Genomic DNA, 23,279 nt, shown 5'->3' with positions numbered 1-23,279 from the left:
ATGCCTTGTCGTGTCAGAACGACCTGGAGAGCGACAGCAGCACGATGTCGTCGGCGCCGGTGATGTCGGTGTCGTGCCACTCCAGGCCGATGCCGAAGCCGCTCTCGAACGACTTGCCCACGCCGACCTTCCAGTAGTCGTAGTCGAGCTCGCCGCCGTAGCCGCTGACCCATTGCCGCCCGTACGCCACGCCCGTCGACCAGCCGCCCTCGAACTCCCAGTCCAGGCCAAGGTCGAGTGCGCTGCTGCCGTCGGAATCGGGAATGCCGAACAGGTCGCTGGCCGCGTACGAATATTTCGCGCTGAGCACGTTCCAGCTGAGCCCGGCGTAGAGTTCGGTGGTATCGGGGCTGTTGAAGCCGGCGGGATAGCGGCCCGGATACCAGTAGTGGAGGACGCCGACGTCATAGCCGACGCCACTGTCGCCGAACTCGCCGGCGTAGCCGGCGAAGACATCGATCTCGACCTGGCTGGAGACATCGGGATCGGCATCGGACAGCCAGCTGATGCTGCTGCCCCATCCACCGACGTAGAACCCGCTTTCGTGTTCCCAGGTCAGCCCGGCCTGCAGGGCGGGCTTTTCGTTGGTCTGGCTGAGGCCACGGAACACATAGTCGCTGACCACCGCGACTTCCCCTGACACCTCGGCGGATGCCTGCCCGGCGGCCGCGAGGGACGTGCACAACAGGATTGCAACCGCGTGCTTGCGTGACGACATGACTTGAGGCTCCTCATCGAAATGGAAAGCCCTCCCCGGTCATTGCTTGTATGCGTCGCACTTCGTGGTGCATGCGATGGCGTTGTGCCATCGCTGGCAGGTCGCGGTCTGTGCCGCCTCACCCGCCGGTGCTGCTCCCTGTTATGTCGTTCGTTCCCTGTCCCCGGGAAATCCGGATGCCGCCGCCGACGTGGGGGAAGGGGACGGCATCCGGATCTGTTGTTGCGTTGTTGTGTATCGCCTTTCACCTCCTCTTTCGCCGCAGGCGAAGGGGGAGGCCGGGAGGGGACGTTCTTGCCACTTAAGCAGAGGAGCCCCCCACCCCAACCCTCCCCCGCGCTGCGCGCGGGGGAGGGAGCAAAGTCAGATCGCGTAGTACAGCTGGTATTCGAGCGGATGGGTCGCCGCGCGGAACTTGGTGACTTCCTGCATCTTCAGTGCGATGTAGCCGTCGATGAAGTCGTCGGTGAACACGCCACCGGCCTTGAGGAACTCGCGGTCCGCGTCCAGCGCTTCCAGCGCCTGGTCCAGCGAATGGCAGACTGTCTTGTAGTTCTTCTCTTCTTCCGGCGGAAGGTCGTACAGGTCCTTGTCGCTCGGGCCACCCGGGTCGATCTGGTTCTTGATGCCGTCCAGGCCGGCCATCATCAGCGCGGCGAAGGTGAGGTAACCGGTGTTCACCGGGTCGGGGAAACGCATCTCGATGCGGCGCGCCTTGGGGTTGGCGACGTACGGGATGCGGCAGCTGGCGGAGCGGTTCGACGACGAATACGCCAGCATCACCGGTGCCTCGAAGCCCGGCACCAGGCGCTTGTAGGAATTGGTGGACGCGTTGGAGAACGCGTTGATCGCACGCGCGTGCTTGAAGATGCCGCCGATGTACCACAGCGCGGTCTGCGACAGGCCGCCGTAGCCGTCGCCGGAGAACAGGTTCTTGCCGTCCTTCGCCAGCGACTGGTGCACGTGCATGCCGCTGCCGTTGTCGCCGACGATGGGCTTGGGCATGAAGGTCGCGGTCTTGCCGTTGCGGAAGGCGACGTTCTTGACGATGTACTTCATCGTCAGCAGCTCGTCGGCCTTCTTCACCAGCGAGTTGAACTTGGTGCCGATCTCGCACTGGCCGGCGTTGGCCACTTCGTGGTGGTGCACTTCCACCTCGATGCCGACCTCTTCCAGCGTCTTGCACATCTCGGCGCGGATGTCATGCAGCGAATCCAGCGGTGCGACCGGGAAGTAGCCACCCTTCACGCCGGGGCGATAGCCACTGTTGCCGCCTTCGTATTCCTTCGCGGAGTTCCAGTGCGCTTCTTCCGAATCGATGTGGAAGAAGGTGTGGCCCATCTCGTTGGCGTAACGCACCGAATCGAAGACGAAGAACTCCGGCTCGGGACCGAAGAAGGCCTGGTCGGCGATGCCGCTGGACTTGAGGTAGGCCTCGGCGCGCTTGGCCACGCCGCGCGGGTCGCGGGTGTAGGCCTGCATGGTGGTCGGGTCGAGGATGTCGCAGGTCATCACCAGCGTCGGATCGGCGGTGAACGGATCCAGGAACGCGGTGGACGGGTCCGGCAGCAGCACCATGTCGGAGTTCTGGATGCCGCGCCAGCCGTTGATCGAACTGCCGTCGAACATCTTGCCGTCCTCGAACAGGCCGGGCTCCACGATCGACTTGGGATACGTGACGTGGTGCTGCACGCCGCGCATGTCGGCGAAGCGCAGGTCGATGAATTCGACCTTGTGGTCGGCGATGAGTTTTTCGACGTGATCGATCGACATCCGGGACACCTTGGGTTTGAAGTGATGATGGTCTTCACGCAAGGGCCGTGCCAGCCGCGACAGGCGGCTAACGTATTGATTTACAAGATGCGAGCACAGTGCCAAGCCGGACGATTGCACTATTTTGGGTCGTGGTGTTGATGCCGCGCACCGTCGTGGTGCATTCCTGCGAATGCACTATCCTGTCGCGCCCCGCCCTGCCCGGATTCCCCATGCCCGACGCGCTGGCCGCCCTGCTGCTGGGCATCATCGAAGGCATCACCGAGTTCCTGCCCGTCTCCAGCACCGGCCACCTGCTGGTGGCGCAGTACTGGCTGGGCGCACGCTCGGACTTCTTCAACATCGTGATCCAGGCCGGCGCCATCCTCGCCATCACCCTGGTGTTCCGGCAGCGGCTGTGGGGGCTGGCGAGCGGGCTGCACGTGCCCGCCAACCGCGACTACGCGATGAAGGTGGCCGTGGCCTTCCTGGTCACGGCGCTGGTCGGCCTGCCGGTGCGACTGGCCGGCTGGGAATTGCCGGACACGGTGACGCCGATCGCATGGGCGCTGGTGATCGGTGGCGTCTGGATGCTGGTGGCCGAACATTTCGCGGAGAAGCGCGGCGACCGTACCGAGGTCACCTGGACGGTCGCGATCGCGGTCGGGCTGGCGCAGGTGGTGGCGGGCGTGTTTCCAGGCACCTCGCGCTCGGCGGCGACGATCTTCATCGCGATGCTGCTCGGCCTGAGCCGGCGCTCGGCCGCCACCGAGTTCGTGTTCATCGTCGGCATTCCCACCATGTTCGCCGCCAGCGGCTACGCCTTCCTGGAACTGCTGCTCGAACAGGGCGTCGGCGGCGAGAACTGGCTGGACGTGACCATCGCCTTCACCGCATCCGCCGTGACCGGGTTCCTGGTGGTGAGGTGGCTGCTGGGGTACATCAAGGCGCACCGGTTCACCGGGTTCGCGATCTACCGGATCCTGTTCGGCATCGCACTGCTGCTCTGGTTGCCAGCCGGCGATTGAGGGCGGCGCCGGGCCGCCGGAACGTCGCCCTCGCATCGGCGAATGCTGCGCCGCAGATGGCTGGCCGCCCGCCCCGCCCGCATCATGCGAGGCATCCGCCATCGCCGGGCCCGCCAGCCCGCCAGGAGCGCTGCATGCCAGGCTATGTCGAAGGTTTCCTGCTGGCCGTGCCGCAAAAGCGGCTTGTCGACTACCGTCGGATCGCACGCAAAGCCGGGAAGGTCTGGATGGAACATGGCGCGCTGGAGTACGTGGAATGCGTCGCCGACGACCTGCAGCCGGGACAGGTCGTGTCCTTCGGCAAGGCGGTGCAGCTCAAGCGTGGCGAGGTCGCGCTGTTCTCGTACATCGGATACCGCTCGCGTGCGCACCGCGACCGCGTCAACAAGAAGGTCATGGCCGACCCGCGCATCGCCGCGATGGGGCCGGACAAGATGCCGTTCGACCCGCAGCGGATGATGTGGGGCGGGTTCAAGACCATCGTTTCCCTCTGATCCGGCGCCAACGCGCCGCAGGCGACCTCCGGAGAACGCACATGCGCGGCAGCAACAGCGTCAACTGGTTCGAGATCTACGTGCAGGACATGGCGCGCGCCCGCGCGTTCTACGAAGCGGTGTTCGACATCCGCCTGGAAGCGCTGTCGGTGCCCGACGACCCGGAGTCCCCCAGCCTCGAGATGTGGTCCTTCCCCGGCGACATGGAGCGCTACGGCGCCAACGGCGCGCTGTGCCGGATGCCCGGCGTGCCCTCAGGCCCGGGCGGCACGCTGGTGTACTTCGCCTGCGGGGACTGCGCCGCGACCGGCGCGCGCGTCGCGGCCGCGGGCGGGCGCATCCAGCGCGAGAAGATGTCGATCGGCGAGTACGGCTTCATCGTGCTGGCGTTCGACACCGAGGGCAACATGATCGGGCTGCATTCGATGGAGTGACGCCTGCGTCCTAGCGCCGCGCGCCCTGTCCGGCGCGTGACAGCAACAGCGCGCGCTCGCGCTCGTTCCGGGTCATGCCGGCGGCGAGAGTGAACGCCTCCCGCGCTTCGTCGTGATGGCCGAGCTTCTGCAATAGATCACCGCGCACGGCAGGCAGCAGGTGGTAGCGCTTCATCGCCGGATCGTCCTGCAAGGCCTCTACCAGCGGCAGGGCGGCAGCAGGGCCCAGCAGCATGGACACCGCGACCGCATGGTTGAGCGCGACCACCGGCGAGGGCGCCGCCTCGGCGAGTTCGCCGTACAGCGCGACGATGCGCGCCCAATCCGTGCCCTCCACCGAATCCGCGCGTGCATGGCAGGCGGCGATGGCGGCCTGCAGCGTGTAGGTGCCGCGGCGTGGCGAACGGATCTGCGCGTGTTCCAGCGCGGCAAGCCCGCGTTCGATCGCGCGCCGGTCCCATTGCGTCCGGTCCTGGTCGGCCAGCAGCACCGGCTCTCCTGAAGACGAGGTGCGCGCAGCCATGCGCGACGCCTGCAGCTCCATCAGCGCCAGCAGGCCATGCGCTTCCGCGTGCTGCGGCAGCAGGCCCACCAGCAGTCGGCCCAGGCGCAGGGCTTCGTTGCACAGTGCCGGCCGTAGCAGGTCGTCGCCCGCGGTCGCCCCATAGCCTTCGTTGAACACGAGGTACACCACGCCCAGCACCGCCGGCATGCGTTCGTCGAGCTCGGCGCGCCGCGGCACTTCGTACGCCGCCTTGCCATCGGCAAGCGTGCGCTTTGCGCGGACGATCCGCTGCGCGATGGTGGCTTCGGGCACGAGGAACGCACGTGCGATCTCGTCCGTGGTCAATCCGCCCAGCAGCCGCAGTGTCAGCGCCACGCGCGCCTGCAGCGACAGCGAGGGATGGCAGGCGACGAAGATCAGCCGCAGCAGGTCGTCGCCGATCTCGTCGTCCAGCGCGGCCTGCTCGCGCGCATGCGCGAGTTCATGCGCATCGTCGAGTTCATGCGCCAGCTGCGCATGCTTGTCGGCCGACATGCGGTCGCGCCGCAACCGGTCGAGCGCGCGGTGCTTCGCCGTGGTCATCAGCCATGCGCCCGGGTTATCCGGCACGCCGTCGCGCGGCCAGCGTTCCAGCGCGGCCACCAGCGCGTCCTGCGCGAACTCCTCGGCCAGGTCGACGTCGCGCACCAGCCGCATCAGGCCGGCGACCAGGCGCGGCGATTCCGCGCGCCAGACGGCATCGATGGTGCGCTGGACGGGCGGCATCGGCATTGCGGCGATGACAGCACCGCCATGCGTGGCATGCAAGTGCGGCAAGTCGCATGGCACCGGTGCCTCAGTGCGCCTCGCGGGTGCCGCAGGCAGCGTCGGGTTCGCCTGCGACAGCGACATCACGTTCCACATCGCGCACATCGTCCCCATCCAGACCCTCCGGGTCGCGAACGCCACGCGGTGGAGACCGGCATCCCTTCTCGAGTGCGCGCGTCGCCAGCAGCCACAGCATCGACACGACGCACGATCACCCGGGCATGGCGGACATGTGGAATACCTCCCACTGGTGCCCGTCCAGGTCCTCGAAGCCGTGCTGGTACATGAAGCCGAGGTCCCTGGCCGGCATCGGCGCCCGTGCGCCGGCTGCCAGCGCCTTGGCCACCATGCCGTCGACGTCGTCGCGGCTGTCCAGCGCCAGCGCCACCAGCACCTCGGTGGCGGCGAAGGCATCGGCCACCGGCTTGTTCGTGAACCCGGCGAAGAACGGCTCGACCAGCAGCATCACCTGGATGTGCTCGGACACCACCATGCAGGTGGCGTTGTCATCGGTGAACTGCGGGTTGAAGGTGAATCCGAGCGCGGTGAAGAACGCGACCGTGCGGTCGAGGTCCTTGACCGGCAGGTTGACGAACAGCTGTCTGGGCATCGCAGGGCTCCATCGGCGGGGGACAGGGTCTTTCGCGAGCGACGAACGGCGGCGGCGCGGATCGACATGGCATCGCATGCGGCGCGGAGGGGTCGGGCGTATGCTCGACCGGCAACCCCATTCGCCGCGCCCGCCCGTTTCCACCCACCCACCCCGACGCCGGAGCCGCCATGCGCACACTCGCCCTGCTCACCCTGCCCGCCCTGTTGCTGGCCACCGCATGCACGCAGGCGCCACGCACGCCCGGCAGCGCCGATGCCGCAACCGCGCCGCCCGCGGCGGGGACCTTCGACGCCACGCGCTTGGGCGACTACCACTGGCGACTCAGACAGGCCACGGACAGCGACGGCAATCGCATCGACGCGCTGTTCCCGCGCGCGGAATTGCCGCTGCAGGTGGATTTCGCCGACGGCCGGGTGTCGGTGTCCAACGCCTGCAACCACATCGGCGGCAGCTACGCGCTGGACGGCAACGCGCTATCCGTCGGCAACCTGGTGCAGACCCAGATGGCCTGCGTCGACGCTGCGTTGATGCAATCCGACGACGCCATCGGCGAGCGGCTGCAGGCCGGCGGCACGCTGCGCCTTGATGGCGATGACCTGGTGCTGGCCACGCCCGCTGGCGACACCCTGCGCTTCAACGGCGTGCCCACGCCCGATACGCGCTTCGGCGGGCCGGGCGAGCGCGTGTTCCTGGAAGTCGCCGCCCGGCGCGTGCCTTGCCACCACCCACTGATGCCGGACCATCGGTGCCTGCACGTGCGCGAGATCACCTACGCCGACAACGGCACCAGGCAATCCACAGGCGAGTGGGGGTTCCTGTACCAGGACATCGAGGGGTACACCCATGAGCCCGGCGTGCGCAACGTGTTGCGGCTCAACCGCTACACCATCGCCAACCCGCCCGCGGATGCGTCGTCGATCGCCTACGTGCTGGACATGGTGGTCGAGTCGGAAGTCGTGGACCGCTAGAACGGTCCCGGTCCTGGTGTCTACGCATCGTCACCCCGGCGCAAGCCGGGGTCAGGGCGGATGGCCTGCGAGCCACAGGCTCGCATCCGGCCGCACGCCCGAGCGCTGTGCGCGAGGGCCGGAGTCGAAGACCCCACGCCTTTGCTTTTCCACGTCCCCGCAAGACACGTCGCTGGGTCCCGGCTTGCGCCGGGATGGCGACCGGCGCGAGGCCGGCGCGGGAGCGCCCTAGCCGCCGGCCTTCTCGTTGAGGGTGTAGGTACCGTAGGTCGCGGCTTCGGCCAACACGTGGCCGTGCATGGCGCGGAACACGTCGGCTGCGGTGAATGATGCAGGCAACGCCAGCTCCGGCACGTCCAGCGCGAACACACGGAAAAAATAACGATGCACCCGCAGGTCGTTGGGCGGCGGGTACGGGCCGTCGTAGCCGTGGTAATCGCCGGCCAGGTCCGCATTGCCGGCGAACCAGCCGGTGTAGTCGTTCAGGCCTTCGCGCAGGCCGCTGTTGGCGTCGGCGGCCTTGCCGCCCTTGGCCACGCCGTCGCTGACTGCGCCGGCGGCGATGTCACGCGTGTCGACGGAAATGTCGGCCGCCACCCAGTGCACGAAATCCCCGCGCGGATGCGCCACCGGGATCTCGACGCCTTCCTTGCCCGCCAGCGAGGCGTCGGTGGGCGCGTCGGTGTCGATGCACAGCAGCGCGAACGAACGCGTGCCGTCGGGCACGTCATCCCAGGCCAGGTGCGGGTTGCGATTGCCGCCGAAGCCGTCGGGCGCACCCATCGCGAATTCGGCCGGGATGCGGCCCTCGTGGTCGAAGCTGTCGCTGCGGATGCGCATCGTGGTTTCCGTTCTGGCTGGACTCAGTCTTCAGGATACCCAAGCTGTTTTGCGATCGGCGTGAGTACGGCGAAGGGCTCGGCCAGCGCCTCGGCGTACTTGCGCCAGTGGCCCGCAGGCAGGATGTCGGCCGCCACCGGCACCACTGGCACCTGCAGGCCCAGTGCCTCCGACAACCGCACGCCGATGGCAGCGGCATCCCCCTCGATTCCGTCGATCTTCAGCAATACGCTGCGGAACAGTGGCTGGGCCACGGTGTCCGCCATCTGCGACAGCACCGCCGACATCCATTGCGCCGCCAGCAGCGGCGAAGGCACGGAGAACTGCATCGGCGACCCGCGCGCCAGCCACTGCAGCAGCATGTCCCGCGGATCACGGACCACGAACACCACGCCGGCCGCCGGGAAATGCGGACGTAGCGCACGCAACAGCGCATTGTCCCACCACACCAGCCAGTCGATGACATGCTCGCCTGCGATCCCGCGCGCTTCGAGCGACTTGCGCCACTCGTCGGCCACCATGGCACCGGACAGCTCACCCGAGGACAGTTGGTCGATGCTTGCGAAGCGCTGGAACCCGTCCCCCGGCGCTGCCGCCGACATGCGGTCGGCGCGGAAGCCGTCGAACGCGGACAGCTGCGTCGCCACATATTCGACACAGGAGCCGGGCGGCCCCCACAGGAACAGCGTCTGCAGGTCACGTGAAGCGTTGCCTGCGTCGCCACCCGTGTCCCACGCCGGCCAGTCGCCGGCCGGCACCTTGTCGGGCAGCAGGCTCACCGGCGTCAGCGGCAGCTGTGCAGGTCGACGCAACTCCGCCAGCATCGTCCAGCGCGCAACCGCCTGGGCATACCGGCCCGCACTGTCTTCCAGCGCGCCCAGCCAGACAAGCAGTTGCTCCTTCGCGGCGTCGCCGCCTGCCTGCGAGAGCAGGTTGTCGACGTAATCGATGGCTGCGCCGGGGTCGCGCGCGTGCAGCCGGTCCACCACCAGCCCATGGGCCAGCGCGTTGCCCGGCATCTCCGCAAGGATGCGCTGCGCAACCGCCTCGGCCGCATCGAGCTCACCGCGACGACGATGCTGCTGCATCCGCGCCTCGAGCGCGCCGACATGGCCCGGCGCCGCCGTATTCCAGCGATCGACGATCCCGTCGGCGCCATCCTGCGTGTCTTCGACAGCCAGCCGCGCGCGCCACAGCAACGCCGACGCCGGCGCCTTCGCCAGCGCGTCTTCAAGCGTGCGCCGCGCATCTTCCGTGTCGCCGGTCATGCGCCAGGCCTGCATCAGCGCAAACAACGCGGGCTCGTCGTCCGGCACCTGCTGCAAGACCCGGCGCAGCGACGCCATTCCTTCTTCCGTGCGCCCCGACTGCAACGCCAGCTCCCCCGCGAGTCGCAGCAGGCCGTGCGCGGGCGCATCGCCTTTCAGCAGGGGCTGCAGAGCTTCCAGCGCATCCTCCGGTCGACGCTGTACCTGCATCGTCTGCACCAGCAACAGTCGTGACCCGGGACCGGCGCCCTCGCTGTCGAGCAAGCGGCGGAACATTTGCTCGGCGAACGCGTGGTGGCCCTTCTGCCGATAGGCCAGGCCGGCAGCCAACAACACCCGCGCATCGTCCGGCGCCATTTCCAGCGCGCGCGTGGACAGCGACAGCGCCGTGTCGGCATCGCCGCGGTGCAGGGCGAGCGTGCCGTCGAGCGCGAGGCTCCACGGGTGCTCGGGCGCCAGGCGGGCAGCGAGCTTGGACAGGCGCTCGGCTTCCTCGGGCTTGCCTTCAGCCAGCGCCAGGTGCGCCTGCATCACGTAGGCGCCGAACTGGTTGGGGTCCAGCGTCACCGCCTGCGCCAGCGCCGACTGCGCGGCCTGCAGGTCGCGCGCGCCCAGCAGCAGCCCGGCGCGATGTACGTGCAGGTCCGCGTCCTCGGGCGAAAGCGCGATGCCGTGGTCGATGGCGGCGATCGCCTCGTCATGCCGGCCGGCGGCCTTCAGCGCCATCGCCAGCCAGAGCTGCGGCTGGCTGGCGTTGGGCTCTGCGGCGACCGCGGCGCGCGCCGCGTCCAGCGCCTCGTCGTGCGCACCGCGGCGCAGGGCGTCGAAAATCTGTTCTTGCATGTATGGAATGAGGACCAAGCGGCCTCGGCGTGGACGAAGTGGCGATTGTAGCGGCTGGGGCCGTGTCAGGCCGGACCGGGCACGCTCAGCCGCCGCGCCACCCAGCGTTCGGCATAGCCGGTCAGCCCGGCGTTTTCGAGGAAACCGCAGTGTCCACCCCAGCGCGCCAGCTGCAGCCGCGTGGTGGGCGGCAGCGTCAGCGCGCGGAATTCGTCGACCGGGATCACCGGATCGTCTTCGGCCATGAGGATGTCCGCCGGCACCTGCAGGCTGGCCAGGCGATCACCGGCGACGGAATAGCCGTCGAAGTAGGCCTCGAGCGTGCCGAAATCGGTATGCCGCTGCACCAGCCACTCGGTCAGCTCGCGCATGCCCAGCTTCAGCGTGCTGTCATCGAACGCATGCGCCTCGGGGAACAGCGCGCGCTTGCGCATCAGCGACCCGCGCCACTTGCGCTCGAAGTAGCGCATGTAGAACTGCAGGCCGTTCTCCATCTGCAGCATGGTGCGCGCAGGGTCGATCACCGGGCAGACGGCCGCCACCCGCGCAAGCTCCAGCCCCGCTGCCGGCGCGCGCAAGGCCACGCGCAAGGCGAAGTTGCCGCCCAGCGAATAACCGGCGACCGCGACCGGACCTTCCGCGAAGCGCTGCGCCACGTCGCGCGTGGCATGCACCACTTCATCGATGCGGTTGGAGTGGAAGATGGCCTCGTTGAGATGGTGGGTCTCGCCGTGGTCGCGGAAGTTCAGCCGGAACACGTCGAAGCCGCGTTGCAGCAACTCGGCGGCGGTCAGTCGCATGTAGCTCGATTCCGCGCTGCCTTCCCAGCCGTGCAGCAGTACCACCAGGCCGCGCGACCGTTGGCCCGCCAGCCGGCTATGCAGGCCATGCAGGCGAATGCCGTCGCCGCCGTCGACATCGTGCCCGGTGGTGGTGGCACCGGTGGCGGCCAGTGCCATCGCGCCACGCCGCCGCCGCCAGGGGCTGGTACCCAGCACCGACTGCACATGCGGGTTGCGCAGCCAGCGCGGCGGCAGGTAATCCTCGCCCTCGACCACGGTGTCCAGCAGGTCGGTGCCGACGACGCCCTCGGTCATGGCCGCATCGCCGCGACGATGCGCTCGCGCGCGGTTTCGGCAATCCGCCGGCGGCCTTCGGCATCGCCGGGGGCAATGGGCGCGAGGAACACCACGTCCGCCACCCGGGCCGGTTCGCCCAGCAGGCGCAGGAAGTTGGCGAAAAAACTCTCGCCGGGGGTGAACGCCACGATGTGCTGCGCGCAGGCCGCTTCGCCATAGCGCAGCGCCACCGGCTGCACCGGCACGCCCGCCTCCACGGCCGCAAGGAAGATACGCGCGTGGAACGGGCCGACCTCGAGCCCGTCGCGAGTCCGGCCTTCCGGGAACACGCCCACGGCACGGCCATCGCGCAGCCGCGCGAGCATCTCGTGGAGCACGCCGCCCAGCGATTCCTGGCTGCCGCGCTGGTGGAAGATGGTTTCGCCGCGTGTCGCCAGCCAGCCGACCACGGGCCAGCCCGCGATCTCGCGCTTGGCCACGAAGCCCATCATCCGTTGGCTGTGCAACGCCACGATGTCGATCCAGCTGACGTGGTTGGCGACGAACATCACCGCACCCGGCATCGGCGTGCCCACGCGGCGCATGCGCATGCCGAACACGCGCATCATCCCCGACGACCACATCCGGATCACCCGGTGGTCGAGGCGATCGCCGCCCGCCAGCCGGCGCGGGCCCCACGGCGGTGCCATCAATACGACGGCAATCGGCAGGTGCACGAAGACATGCCACAGCAGGAACGGCACGCGCAGCGCGTAGCGCAGCGCGCGCACCAGGGTGGCGTCGGCGGGACCGGGGGAGGTCGACATGGTGCGCACGATACCCGTTCGCTTGCGATACCCGCCAGCATGGTCGCGACGGATGGCGCTTCGCACGGTCAGCGCGGCACCACCGCCAGCGTCAGCCGGGAGATGCAGACCGGCTTGCCGGCCTCGTCCTCGATGCGGATCTCCCACACCTGAGTGCTGCGTCCGACATGCAGCGGGCGCGCGGTTCCGGTGACGGTGCCGCTGCGCACGCCGCGCAGGTGGTTGGCGTTGATCTCGATTCCGACCACGCCGCATCCGTCCGGCGCGCACAGGCCACCGGCGGTGCTGCCCAGAGTCTCGGCCAGCAGCACCGAGGCACCGCCATGCAGCAGGCCATAGGGCTGGTGCGTGCGCGCATCGACCGGCATCGTGCCGCGCAGGTAGTCCGCGCCGAGCTCGGTGAAAACGATGCCCAATGGCTCCATCGCGGTGCTCCGCGACATCGCGTTGAGGTCCTCGACGGTGATGCCGGCGCGGAACATCCGCGACCGCGCGCTCAACGGACGCGGAACATGCCCGGGCGCCAGGCGCGCGAGTAGGCCGGCTTGCCGTAACCGCTGCTGCTGCCGTAACCGGCGCCGAAACCACCGCCGCTGTCGCGCTTGCGGCGGGCGTGCATGCGCTCGACCAGCTCATCCCGGCGGCCGTCCAGCCAATCGGTGCGGCCGACCGCGGACGGTTCGACGCCGCGCTTCTTCGCTTCGCGTTCGCGGTATTCGCAGAAGTCGTCGTAGGCGTCGAGTTCGTGCTTCAGCTCGCGCACGCACAGCTCGATCATGATCGCGTCGTCGAGGTAACCCAGCACCTCCACGTGGTCCGGGATCACGTCGGTCGGGTCTGCGAAATACACCAGCGCGGACAGCACGTGCTGGCGGTCTTCTTCGTCGAGGTGCCAGCCCTCGTCGCGGACCATTGCGATCATGTCGTCCAGCCGTTCCAGCCGCTCGCTGATGAAGTCCGGTGCCTTGACCTTCTGTGCATCCTCCAGCAACTTCGCCGCCGCCGCGACGATCTCCTCCGCCGAACGGCCCTCGGCCGCCTTGTGCGAGGCCTTCAGCGCGCTGGCGAAGTGTTCGAGGTCGTGGTCGTTGAGGTCGATGGTCAGCGTGAGCGACATGGCGCGGGTCCGGTCGGTGGGGAAGGGACGCAGCCTAGGGCGCGCCGCGCGTCGGCGTCAATCGCGGCACGGGGCCGGAAACGCCCGCCGACGCGACGAGCATCAGGCGAAGCGGAAGCGTGCCACGCCCGTATCGCGCACGTAGCGCCTGGGGCTGGCATAGCCGCTGCTGTTGCCATAGCCGGTACCGAACTCGCGGGCCGGGCGCGCAGTGCGGGCGCTGGCGGCCGAGACGGCCGGGACCACGACGCGGCGGGGGGACGGGGTGGACTGGGTGAGGTAGGACATCACGGTCTCCATGGGGTTGGGGTGGAAGCGTGTGTGATTTGGTGTGTTGGTATAGTAATACACCTAGCCAGTCCCGCAATGGGCCGGAAGTCATGCTTCGACAGATCGCTGGAACCTGCTGATTTGGATGGAGTTTCAAACCAGACGGTTGCAGTCGCGGAGCATGACTGACGACACGGTCGGGCCGTCCCGACGTCAGCTGACTGGGGGTCTGGAGCTGCTGGCCATGCCGAAGCCGGTGACGCCACGGCCAGTGCCGCCGGCGAAGCGCGGCGGCTCAGAGGATCGGGCTGAGGCCCGCGCCGAAGGCGGTGAAGATCCGGGTCAACAGGCTGCGCCAGCCGAGGTTGACCTCGGGGAAATCGCCGACCGGCTGGTAACAGGCACGGAAGCCCGGGTCGGACGGGGGCAGCGGCTCCGGGCAGTCGGGCCCGGGCTGGAACTCGTAGCTGGTGGCGTACCGCGTTGGCCAGAAGTCGAACACCGGCAGGTGCTCGGAGAGCTTGCCCATCGAATACGCCAGCCCCGAGAACACCGGCGGCTTGTCGCGGCGCGCGATGGCCCAGGCGTTGGCGGGCGCGATGTCGCGGCGGATGCTGTCGGCCAGCGCCTGCGCGAACACCGGGTCTTCGATGATCACCGCGCTCTCGGTGTTGTAGTTGTCGCCGCGCGGGTCGAAGTTGTGGGTGCCGACCACGCCGACGCGGCCGTCCACCACCATCGACTTGGCGTGCAGGCCCACGCGCATGCCCGCACGCTGCAGCGGCACGCGCCGGTTCACGCCCACGCCGGCGTAGCGCAACGCGGCGTTCTCGCGCTCCAGCGGCAGGTTGCGACGGCTGCGGCCGGCGGCCGATTCGTCGCGCAGCGGCTCGACGATGTTCACCGTGCCGTCGGTGTTCCAGGAAATGCCGACCGCCCCCGTGGCGTCGAGGTCGAACGGCGCATCCTCGGGAAACGGCTTGTACTCGTGCATCTGGAAGCCGTAGTCGCGCAGGTAGCGGCGCTTGTACTTGTACGACAGCGCGTAGGTGATGAAGGAATCGGTGGCGGCCAGGCTGTTGGTGGAGACGATGATCCGCGGCGGCTCGTCGCGCTGCTGCAGGCGCGCGAACAGCTCCCGCGCCGGTGGCGACAGCACGAGGTATGGCGTTTGCAACAGCACCTCGTGCCGCGCCGATTCGATCAGCGACTTCAGCCCGGGCGACGCCAGCACCGCCTCGCGTGCGCGCTCGCGATCGCTGCGGTGCTTGGACGGCAGGTCGCCGATGAACTCGACCGTGCCCACGGGAATGGCGGCATCGGCCAGGCGCGTGCGCACCAGATCCGCGTCGTCGGCATTGCGCGAGATTGCCTCCACCCGGTGCGGATCGTCGAAGGGCTGGTGCGGCAGTGCCGGCGCGCCCTGTCGCAGCAACCGCCGACCGACGTCGCTGAGTTGCTCCACCGGCACCGACAGGCGCGCGTCCCAGAACGCATCGAAATTGGCCGCCATCTCCACGGTTTCCGGCCCGGCCACCAGCACGTCGCGGTCGCGGAAATTGAACGTCGGGTTCCAGTCGTAGTAGTCGTCCTGGTAGTTGCGTCCCCCGGTGACCGCGACGCTGCCATCGACCAGCAGCAGCTTGCTGTGCATGCGCTGGTTGAGCCTGCGCCAGCAACAGGCCGCGGCCAGCGCGTACATCGGATAGTTGATGCGCGCGCGTCCCAGCAGCGGGTTGTAGATGCGCATCTCGAAGTTGGCGTGCGTGGCCGACAGCGCCGCCAGCGTGTCCACCTCGCGCAGTGCCGACAGCTGGTCGACCAGCAAGCGCACGCGCACGCCGCGGCGCGCGGCGGCGACCAGTTCATCGAGGAACAGGTGGCCGGCGTCGTCTTCGTCGAAGATGTAGGTCTGCAGGTCGATCGTACGGGTGGCGCCGCGGATCATGTCCAGTCGCGCCAGCATCGCGTCCTGCCCGTATTCAAGCAGCAGGGCGTAATGGCGCGGGGCGCCGGGCGCGCTCTCGGCATTGGCGCGCGCGCCCAGTTCCAGCAGCGGCGATGGCCGCGCGCAGGCGTCCGGCCCATCGCAATCGATCTGCTGCGACCGCGCGTCCAGCGCCACCCGTGCCGCCTGCTCGCGTTGCAGTGCGGACAATCCGCTGCAGGCGCTGCAGGCCAGGGCCAGCGCCACGGCCAGCAACCGTTGCCAGGGCGTCATGCGCCGCCGCTGCGCGTCCGCAGGCGCAGCACCAGCTGCACCCGGTCGGACAGCGCGAAGGCCCAGCGGTCCATCGCGTAATCGCCGCGGTACACCACGCCGGCGGCCACGACGTCGCAATCGATGCCCGGGCGGTCGCAGGTGGAAGGCTCGACGATGAACACCTCGCGCCGGGTGGTGCCGCGGATGGTCAGCTCGCCCGCCAGTCGCCCGCCTTCGCGCACCAGCGAGGCCGGGTAGGCGTCGGACACGAACACCACCTGCGGGTGGTGGTCGGCATCGAAGAAGCCTTCGCCCCGGGTCAGGCGGCTGTAGCGCGGCGAGCCGATCACCACGACCTCATCGGTCGACAGCCGCAGCTGCACGCGCTTGCGGTCGCCGGCCAGGACGATCTCGCCCTCCATCACCGGGAAATGCCCCTCCAGGGTCTGGCCCCAGCGGGTCTTCAGCGAAAATCCCGCCCAGGACTTCTGCGCGTCCACGGTCGCAGACGCCACCTGCGTGGCGAACAGCATCGCGGCCGCTCCCACCAGCCAGGCTGTCGCCCGCGATCGCCGCCCCTGGAGGATCCGCATGGCGTTGGGTCTCAAGGCCACCAGAAAGCGGTCAGGCTGGCGATTCCCGGCTCGACGCGGGCATCGACCGGCAACGCAAGCGTCGCGATCGCCGCCGGCGGCATGCCCCGGTACTCGCCGCTGGCGCCGCTGTGCATCAGTGCCACCAGCTGCTCCAGCCCCGGGTTGTGGCCGACCACGAGAAGGCGGTCAACATCGGTGTGGGCATCCACCAGCCCGGCCAGCGTGCCCGGCGTGGCTTCATAGATCGCCTCTTCCAGCCGGCAGTCGATCCCCGCCACGTCGTCCAGCACCGCATCGAGGGTCTCGCGCGTGCGCCGGGCGGGCGAACACAGCACCCGGTCGGGGGCCAGGCCGCGCTCGCGCAGCCAACGCCCCGCTTCGGCGGCTTCGGCCAACCCCACCGAGGACAGCGGGCGGTCCAGATCGGCCTGCCCCGGCATCGCGGGCTCGGCATGGGCGTGACGCAACAGGATCAGTTCTCGCATCGTGCGCTCCCTGCGCTCAGGACTTCTTCAACCATTTCAGCAGTGGCTGCCAGTCGGCCTGGTGGTCGCGAACCTGCTGCGAGTTGTAGTCGAACAGGCTGCGGCCCAGCCCGACCAGCATCACGTAGGCCTGGCTGTCGCGCAGCTGCGCCACCACCGGGTATGGCCACTGCGACAACAGTTCCAGCGCCTGCTGCGAAGCATTGGTCCACGGCCGCAGGCGGTTGCCGACCAGGCCCACGCGCAGTTGGCCACGGCGCACGCGAGGGTGCTTGGCCATGGCATTGAGGAAGGGCACGGTGGCGTCGATGTCCAGCGCGGAGGGCAGCACCGGCACCACCACCGCGTCGGCGTGCTCCAGGTAGGCCTCGAGCGCATCGGGGTGCGCGCCCGCAGGCGCATCGATCACCACCCGGTCGGTGCCGTCGGGGATCGATTTCCAGGCGGTCTTGTGGCGGCGGCTGCCGTCGATCGGCAGGACCGCGCTGTCCAGCCCGGCGCGGCGCTCGGCCCAGCGGGTGGACGATCCTTGCGGATCGGCATCGATGATCACCGTCTTCTGCCCGGACAGTGCCGCCTGCGCCGCAAGATGCGTCGCCACCGTGGTCTTTCCCACACCGCCCTTCGAACTGGCCACCAACACCGTCTTCATCCACACGCTCCGGGTCAGAAACGAAGGCCGAGCGTACACCGGCACGCGGGGTCCCGCGACCATCCTCCACGAACCCGCGCTACGCATGCCACCGGGCGCACGTCGGCTTTGCTGCTGTTGCAGCATTCTTGACGCAGTCTTCACAAGTCGCTGCCCCGGTGGCTTTCATGGCGCGGGCGGTTGGACAGCATGCGTCGTGCGGGCTTCACGATTCGAAGAGGCCTTGCCCGCCCCCCGGGGACGGCACGCGCCGCACCGGCATTGTGCGGCAGCGGGCCTACCGCCGTGGCTGGGCCATGGACCCGCCACGGCGTCGGCTGCGACCCTTTTCCACGCCGCCGCATCCCATGCCTGCATGAGGACGACCATCGGCACATGCTCGGGAACCAACCGCCTATGAGACTGTCCACCCCGTGCAGGCGCGCCACGGCGCCGTGCAGGGGGACCGCACGGGCCATCAGGGATTGGACAGGACATGATCGAGCTGCAGGACGTGCATCGGCACTACGCCATGGCCGGGCAAACCGTACGCGCGCTGGCCGGCGTGAGCCTGAAGGTGGCCACCGGCGACTTCGTCGCCATCACCGGGCAGTCGGGGTCGGGCAAGTCGAGCCTGCTCAATATCCTCGGTTGCCTCGACCACCCCACCAGCGGCCACTACCTGATCGAAGGCCGCGACGTGGCCACGCTGGACGACGAAGCCGGCAGCGACATCCGCAACCGTCGCATCGGCTTCGTGTTCCAGAGTTTCCACCTGCTGCCAAGGCTTACCGTGCTGGAGAACGTGCTGCTGCCGCTGCGCTTCCATCGCGAACCTCCGGCCGATGCGCACCGCCACGCCGACGAGCTGCTGGCGCGCGTGGGCCTGTCCGAGCGCCGCGACCATCGCCCCGGCGAACTGTCCGGCGGCCAGATGCAGCGCGCCGCCATCGCCCGCGCACTGCTGCTGCGCCCCGCGCTGCTGCTGGCCGACGAGCCCACCGGCAACCTCGATTCGAAGAGTGCGGCGGATGTGCTGGCACTGATCGACGAGGTGCACAAGGGTGGCCAGACCGTGGTGATGGTGACCCACGACAACGACATCGCCGCGCGCGCCCCGCGCCAGGTGAAGCTGCGCGACGGCAGGATCGAGCATGACTCCGCATTGCATTGAGCGGCCGGGGGCCGGCGCACCTTCGCATTCCATCTTCCCCGCAAGCCGAGGGATGACCGTCCCGGCGTTTTCGCTGAAGGCCTTCTTGCTGCCGGCACTGCTGGCATGCGCCGCGCAAGCCCATGCCGTCGTGCTCACCGGCGAAGTGCGCTCCACCGATTCGCAAACCCTGATCACGCCGCAGTCGAACAGCTCACCGGTGGTGATCCGCTTCTTCGTGCCCGAGGGCGACCCGGTGAAGAAGGGCGACGTGGTGCTGCGGATCGACCCGGGCCAGTCCGCCGCGCAGATCCCCGAACTCGACGCGCGCATCGAGCAGACGACCGCGCGCGGCGACAAGGAAGTGGCCGAACTGGAAGTCAAGGCGCTCGATGCCGAGTTGTCGCTGGTCGATGCCGAAGCCGAACTGGCCACGGCGCGGATCGATGCGCGCATTCCCAGGGGCCTGATCGCCGACCTCGACTACGATCGCTACCAGGGCGAACTGGACCGCGCCACGCGCGAGGCCGCGCTCAAGCGCCAGCAGCTGGCCGAAGCACGCGAAGCCGTGCGCCGCCGCCGCGAGGACGCCCGGCTGGAAGTGCAGAAGCTGGTGGTGCAGCGCGAATACCACGCGCTGATGGTGCGTACCTCCGAAGTGCGCGCCGACCGCGATGGCTACGTGGTGCACGGTTTCAACAACAACTGGATCGGCGGCCGCATCGACGAAGGCTCGTCGACCATGCCCGGCAGCCGCGCCGGCGAGGTGGTCAGCGGGCAGGGCACGCGCGTGCGCGCCTGGGCACTGGAACCCGACCGCCGCGGCCTGCAGGTCGGGCAGGCGGTGGAACTGAGTTTCGACGCGCATCCGGGCAGTCGCGTGCAGGGCACGATCGCCGACATTTCCGGTGCGCCGGACCGCCGCCCGGAGTGGGGCAGCGGCCGTTATTTCACCGTCGATGTCGATTTCGATGCCGGCGGCCTGCGCCTGCTGCCGGGCATGAGCGCACGCGTGATCGCCCGTCCCGCCGCGTCGGTGGCCACCGGAGCCGGCCAATGAACACGCGTCGCGCCTTGCCCCTGCTGCTCGCGGCAGTGCTGCCGCTGTCGGCGCACGCGGCCACGCTGCGCATCGACGGCGAGGTCTATGCGGTGGACAAGTCCTCGCTGATGCCGCCGATGATCGACCGCGTCTGGAACTTCAACATCACCCGGCTGGCACCCGATGGCGAGCCGGTGAAGCAGGGCGACGTGGTGCTGGCGTTCGACGGCAACCAGATCGTGCAGCAGCTCACCGAGAAGCAGAGCCAGCTGGCCGAGAAGCAACGCGAACTGGAAAAGCTCGAACTGGACCTCGCCGAACGCGAGCGCACCGAGCGCCTGTTCACCGCCGAGGCGCAGGCCACATTGGACAAGTCCGAACGCAAGACCGAACAGCCGCGCGAACTGATCGCCGCGCTGCAGTACGACAAGCTGGTGGAGGAGCGCCGGCGCGCGGAGCGGCGCATGGTGCTGTCGGCGCAGCGCGAACGCCTCGCCGCCGAGCAGCGCCGGCAGGAACGCCGGCTGGTGCAGTCGGAACTGGCGCAACTGCAGGCCGACGTGACCCGGCTGCAAGCCTCGCTGGCGCAGCTCAACATCGTCGCGCCGCGCTCGGGCGTGATGATGCACAAGAGCAGCTGGAACGGCGACAAGTTCGACGTGGGTTCCCAGGTCTGGCGCGGCCAGACCATCGCCGAGATCCCGGACAGCGAGACCCTGGCCGTGCGCGCGGAACTGCCCGAACGCGACCTGTTGCGGGTGGCGGCGGGCGTGCCGGCGCGGATCGTGGTCGAAGGCGGCGGCGGCAGCGTGCACCGCGGCACGGTGACTTCGATCGGCCGGACCGTGCGCAGCAAGTCGCAGGTGCAGCCGATCCCGGTCGTCGACGTCGAGATCACGCTCGACGACAAGGCGGTGCGGCTGCGGCCGGGACAGGCGGTGCGCGTTGAACTGACGGTGCCGGAGCAGACGGCGGGAGCCTCGCGATGACACGGCGCCTCGGCTCGGGCAGGACTGTGCACACCCGATCGCCGTTCCTCCACGGGAGCGACGGTTTGGCCCGGCTTCGTTCTTTCGTGTTGCCTGCCCTGCTCGCACTCGCCGCCTGCGGCAGCAACGAAACCCCGCCCACCAGCGAGGTAGTCACCGCCGGCGAACTGGTGCTGAGCATGCACGGCGAAGGCGAGCTGCGTTCGGCCAAGCCCACGCCGTTGAGCGTGCCGGGACGCAACTGGTCGTCGCGCCAGGTGGAGTGGATGCTGCCGGAAGGCAGCCTGGTGAAGCAAGGCGAGTTGCTGGCGCGGTTCCGCGCCGACGAAGGCAAGCAGCAGCTCGACCTCGCCTTGCTCGACCTGCAGCGCAACGCGCTGTCGCGGCTGGCGAAGGAAAGCGAGTTGCTGGCCTCGCGGGGCCGCGTGGACGTGGACCTGGCGCAGGTGGCGGTGCAGCTCGGCATCGCCCAGCGCTATGCCGACGCCGACCTGAGCACGATGGCACGCAACGAGGTACTGGATGCAATCGAGGACAGCAAGTTCCTGGAGGCGCGGCAGGACACATTGGAGTGGCAGCGCGGGCAATCGGAAACACGCGGCGGTGCCGAGCTTGCCGTGCTCGACGCGCAGCGTTCCACCTTCGACCTCAACGCCCGGACCCGTCGCGACGACCTCGATGCGCTGGAACTGCGCGCCCCGAACGACGGCGTGTTGCTGCTGACCGCCAACTGGTCCGGCGACAAGCCGATGGTCGGCTCCACGCTGCGCGCGGGGCAGGAATTCGGCAGCCTGCCCGACACCGGCGCGATGGAGGTGCAGATCGACCTGCCGCAGCTCGAGGCGCAGGGCATTCGCGCCGGCAATGTCGTGGAGCTGCATCCATTGGGACGCCCGGACCAGGCGTTCACCAGCGAACTGTCGTGGGTGGCCAGTGCGGCGACCGTGCTCGATCGTGAGAGCCCGGTGAAATACCTGTCGATGCGCGCGACCGTGCCGGGCGAGGCGGTCGAACGACATGGCTTCGTACCCGGGCAGCGGTTCGCCGCGCGGGTGATCCTGCTGCGCGAGCCCGATGCGCTCAGCGTCGCCAACGTCGCCATCGAGGAACAGGATGGCAAGCACACGGTGCAGGTGCGCAACGGCCGCGGCTACGAACGTCGCGAAATCGAGCTGGGCGTGCGCGGGACCGCGCGGTCGCAGGTGGTCGCGGGCCTGAAGGCCGGCGACGAAGTGCTGCTGTCGCCCGGCGGCATCGAACTGCCGCTGAAGCCCACCGGCGACGCCGCGCCTGGTGCCAACGACGCGCCGGATGAGGCCGGCACCCTCGCAGGAGGCGGCACGCGATGAAGTGGATCTCGAAACTGCCACCGGTGTGGCGCGAGGCCGTCGAGGAACTGTGGCGCCGTCGCCTGCGCACCCTGCTGACCCTCCTCGGCCTGATCTTCGGCGTGGGCGCGATCGTCGCGATGCAGGCAGTCGGTGAAGGCAGCAAGCGTGAGGCGTTGCGCATGGTGGAAAGCCTGGGCCTGCACAACCTGATCGCCGAGGTGAAGCCGCAGGACGAGGCGACGCTGAAGGAATCGCGCGCGCGCAGCCTCGGCCTGAGCGTCGCCGATGCCCACGCCGCGCTGGCGGTGGTGCCCGGCGCGGAGAAGTTCGCCGCCGAGAAGCGCGTGCGCACGCATACCGTGTTCAGCGACCACGGCCGCAGCGATGCGCAGGCCAGCGGCATCAGCGCCGACTGGTTCGAACTGTCGTCGCTGCAGGTGGCCAAAGGCCGCGCCCTGGATGCCGATGACGAACGGGCGCTGGCACCGGTCGCGGTGATCGGCCACCAGGCCGCGGCCGGGTTGTTCCCCGGCGCCGACCCCATCGGCGCGCTGGTCAAGGTCAACCACGTCTGGCTGGAAGTGGTGGGCGTGCTGGCCGACCGCGACCTGGGACAGGACGACTTCGAAGGCGTGCAACTGGGCTCGGAAAGCAACCGCATCTACCTGCCGCTGGCCAGCGCGCGTGCCCGCTTCCGCTTCCAGCCGCAGGAGGACGAGATCGACCGCTTCCTGCTGCGGCTCGATTCACCGAACAAGCTGGCCGCCGGCGCGGGCGTGCTGTCGGCGGTGCTGGACCAGCGCCACGCCGGCATCGCCGACTACCAGCTGGTGGTGCCGCAACAATTGTTCCAGCAGCACCAGCAGACCCAGCGCATCTTCCAGGTGGTGATGGGCGCGATCGCGGTGATCAGCCTGGTGGTGGGCGGCATCGGCATCATGAACATCATGCTGGCCAACGTGCTGGAGCGGCGACGCGAGATCGGCCTGCTGCGTGCGCTGGGCGCGCGCAGGCGCGACGTGATCGCGCAGTTCCTGCGCGAGGCCAGCGTGATCTGCATCTCCGGCGCGCTGCTGGGGCTGGTGTTCGGCGGCGTGCTGGCCTACCTCATCGCCACTTTCGCCGGCTGGCAGGTGGCGTGGGCGCCGGTGCCGATCCTGCTGTCGGCGGCCTTCTGCGCATTGGTGGGGCTGGCGTTCGGCGTGTATCCCGCGAGGCAGGCGGCGCAACTCGATCCGATTGCGGCGCTGCGGCAGGAGTAATGGCCCGCACGATGCCGCCGGCGCCATTTGCGTGACACCGATCAC

The 23,279-nt window shown here is 69.0% G+C and carries 24 protein-coding genes; 9 read left to right on the top strand and 15 right to left on the bottom strand.

Features of this window, described 5'->3' with window-relative positions:
- Positions 1-13: 13 nt before the first annotated feature.
- Entirely contained in the window at positions 14-718 is a 705-nt protein-coding gene (locus E2F46_RS10070; protein WP_133321959.1) for a TorF family putative porin, read from the bottom strand.
- A gap of 363 nt (positions 719-1,081) precedes the next feature.
- A complete protein-coding gene (gene glnA, locus E2F46_RS10065) occupies positions 1,082-2,491 on the bottom strand; it encodes a type I glutamate--ammonia ligase (protein ID WP_133321958.1) in 1,410 nt (469 codons plus the stop codon).
- 212 nt (positions 2,492-2,703) lie between these two features.
- Between glnA and E2F46_RS10060 the strand changes: the two genes are divergently transcribed.
- The 3 genes from E2F46_RS10060 to E2F46_RS10050 all read left to right on the top strand — a co-directional run bounded on the left by E2F46_RS10060 (position 2,704) and on the right by E2F46_RS10050 (position 4,426).
- Positions 2,704-3,498 (top strand): undecaprenyl-diphosphate phosphatase, encoded by a 795-nt coding sequence (locus E2F46_RS10060; RefSeq protein WP_133321957.1) that lies wholly within the window; start codon positions 2,704-2,706, stop codon positions 3,496-3,498.
- 134 nt (positions 3,499-3,632) lie between these two features.
- Complete coding sequence (locus E2F46_RS10055) at positions 3,633-3,992, top strand: DUF1428 domain-containing protein (RefSeq protein WP_133321956.1); 360 nt, start codon at positions 3,633-3,635, stop codon at positions 3,990-3,992.
- A 41-nt stretch (positions 3,993-4,033) separates the two neighbouring features.
- The gene (locus E2F46_RS10050) at positions 4,034-4,426 is read left to right on the top strand and encodes a VOC family protein (RefSeq protein WP_133321955.1); all 393 of its coding nucleotides are present in this window, start codon (positions 4,034-4,036) and stop codon (positions 4,424-4,426) included.
- 10 nt (positions 4,427-4,436) lie between these two features.
- Here the strand turns inward: E2F46_RS10050 and E2F46_RS10045 are convergent, their stop codons facing one another.
- The gene (locus tag E2F46_RS10045) at positions 4,437-5,702 is read right to left on the bottom strand and encodes an RNA polymerase sigma factor (protein WP_133321997.1); all 1,266 of its coding nucleotides are present in this window, start codon (positions 5,700-5,702) and stop codon (positions 4,437-4,439) included.
- Positions 5,703-5,949: 247 nt separating this feature from the next.
- Positions 5,950-6,348, bottom strand: a complete 399-nt coding sequence (locus tag E2F46_RS10040; protein WP_133321954.1) for a VOC family protein — start codon at positions 6,346-6,348, stop codon at positions 5,950-5,952.
- Positions 6,349-6,518: 170 nt separating this feature from the next.
- Here E2F46_RS10040 and E2F46_RS10035 point away from each other — a divergent pair, with 170 nt between their 5' ends.
- Positions 6,519-7,319, top strand: coding sequence for an META and DUF4377 domain-containing protein (locus E2F46_RS10035; protein ID WP_133321953.1), 801 nt, complete (start codon positions 6,519-6,521; stop codon positions 7,317-7,319).
- Between the two features lie 228 nt (positions 7,320-7,547).
- On the opposite strand, the gene E2F46_RS10030 is transcribed toward E2F46_RS10035, so the two are convergent.
- The 11 genes from E2F46_RS10030 to E2F46_RS09980 all read right to left on the bottom strand — a co-directional run bounded on the left by E2F46_RS10030 (position 7,548) and on the right by E2F46_RS09980 (position 17,478).
- Complete coding sequence (locus E2F46_RS10030) at positions 7,548-8,159, bottom strand: YbhB/YbcL family Raf kinase inhibitor-like protein (RefSeq protein WP_133321952.1); 612 nt, start codon at positions 8,157-8,159, stop codon at positions 7,548-7,550.
- A 23-nt stretch (positions 8,160-8,182) separates the two neighbouring features.
- Positions 8,183-10,270, bottom strand: a complete 2,088-nt coding sequence (locus tag E2F46_RS10025; RefSeq protein ID WP_133321951.1) for a tetratricopeptide repeat protein — start codon at positions 10,268-10,270, stop codon at positions 8,183-8,185.
- A gap of 65 nt (positions 10,271-10,335) precedes the next feature.
- Entirely contained in the window at positions 10,336-11,367 is a 1,032-nt protein-coding gene (locus tag E2F46_RS10020; protein ID WP_133321950.1) for a YheT family hydrolase, read from the bottom strand.
- Positions 11,364-12,155, bottom strand: coding sequence for a lysophospholipid acyltransferase family protein (locus tag E2F46_RS10015; RefSeq protein ID WP_133321949.1), 792 nt, complete (start codon positions 12,153-12,155; stop codon positions 11,364-11,366). The genes E2F46_RS10020 and E2F46_RS10015 overlap by 4 nt, the downstream gene beginning before the upstream one ends.
- Positions 12,156-12,223: 68 nt before the next feature.
- Entirely contained in the window at positions 12,224-12,637 is a 414-nt protein-coding gene (locus E2F46_RS10010) for a hotdog fold thioesterase (protein ID WP_133321996.1), read from the bottom strand.
- 14 nt (positions 12,638-12,651) lie between these two features.
- A complete protein-coding gene (locus tag E2F46_RS10005; RefSeq protein WP_133321948.1) occupies positions 12,652-13,272 on the bottom strand; it encodes a YkvA family protein in 621 nt (206 codons plus the stop codon).
- A 102-nt stretch (positions 13,273-13,374) separates the two neighbouring features.
- Positions 13,375-13,560 carry a hypothetical protein gene (locus E2F46_RS10000; RefSeq protein WP_133321947.1) on the bottom strand — a complete coding sequence of 62 codons (186 nt, stop codon included), beginning with the start codon at positions 13,558-13,560 and terminating at the stop codon, positions 13,375-13,377.
- Between the two features lie 277 nt (positions 13,561-13,837).
- Positions 13,838-15,763: a phospholipase D family protein gene (locus tag E2F46_RS09995; protein ID WP_133321946.1), complete on the bottom strand. Its 1,926-nt coding sequence runs from the start codon at positions 15,761-15,763 to the stop codon at positions 13,838-13,840.
- Entirely contained in the window at positions 15,760-16,278 is a 519-nt protein-coding gene (locus E2F46_RS09990) for a YceI family protein (protein ID WP_165967429.1), read from the bottom strand. The genes E2F46_RS09995 and E2F46_RS09990 overlap by 4 nt, the downstream gene beginning before the upstream one ends.
- A gap of 71 nt (positions 16,279-16,349) precedes the next feature.
- Entirely contained in the window at positions 16,350-16,826 is a 477-nt protein-coding gene (locus E2F46_RS09985) for a SixA phosphatase family protein (protein WP_133321944.1), read from the bottom strand.
- Between the two features lie 16 nt (positions 16,827-16,842).
- On the bottom strand, positions 16,843-17,478 hold the full coding sequence (locus E2F46_RS09980) for a ParA family protein (RefSeq protein WP_133321943.1): 636 nt from the start codon (positions 17,476-17,478) through the stop codon (positions 16,843-16,845).
- 475 nt (positions 17,479-17,953) lie between these two features.
- On the opposite strand from E2F46_RS09980, the gene E2F46_RS09975 reads away from it, so the two are divergent.
- The 5 genes from E2F46_RS09975 (at position 17,954) to E2F46_RS09955 (ending at position 23,234) form a co-directional block, all read left to right on the top strand.
- The gene (locus E2F46_RS09975) at positions 17,954-18,631 is read left to right on the top strand and encodes an ABC transporter ATP-binding protein (protein WP_133321942.1); all 678 of its coding nucleotides are present in this window, start codon (positions 17,954-17,956) and stop codon (positions 18,629-18,631) included.
- A gap of 52 nt (positions 18,632-18,683) precedes the next feature.
- Complete coding sequence (locus tag E2F46_RS09970) at positions 18,684-19,670, top strand: HlyD family secretion protein (protein ID WP_133321941.1); 987 nt, start codon at positions 18,684-18,686, stop codon at positions 19,668-19,670.
- Positions 19,667-20,641, top strand: coding sequence for an HlyD family secretion protein (locus E2F46_RS09965; protein ID WP_133321940.1), 975 nt, complete (start codon positions 19,667-19,669; stop codon positions 20,639-20,641). The genes E2F46_RS09970 and E2F46_RS09965 overlap by 4 nt, the downstream gene beginning before the upstream one ends.
- 86 nt (positions 20,642-20,727) lie before the next feature.
- Positions 20,728-21,990, top strand: a complete 1,263-nt coding sequence (locus tag E2F46_RS09960; RefSeq protein ID WP_243720376.1) for an efflux RND transporter periplasmic adaptor subunit — start codon at positions 20,728-20,730, stop codon at positions 21,988-21,990.
- Positions 21,987-23,234, top strand: coding sequence for an ABC transporter permease (locus E2F46_RS09955; RefSeq protein ID WP_133321939.1), 1,248 nt, complete (start codon positions 21,987-21,989; stop codon positions 23,232-23,234). Before E2F46_RS09960 ends, E2F46_RS09955 begins: the two co-directional genes overlap by 4 nt.
- Positions 23,235-23,279 lie beyond the last annotated feature (45 nt).

The organism is Luteimonas aestuarii (assembly GCF_004357985.1).
Taxonomy (GTDB): domain Bacteria; phylum Pseudomonadota; class Gammaproteobacteria; order Xanthomonadales; family Xanthomonadaceae; genus Luteimonas; species Luteimonas aestuarii.
Note: the sequence above shows the minus strand (reverse complement) of the source record. Positions and strands in the feature narration are given on the sequence as shown.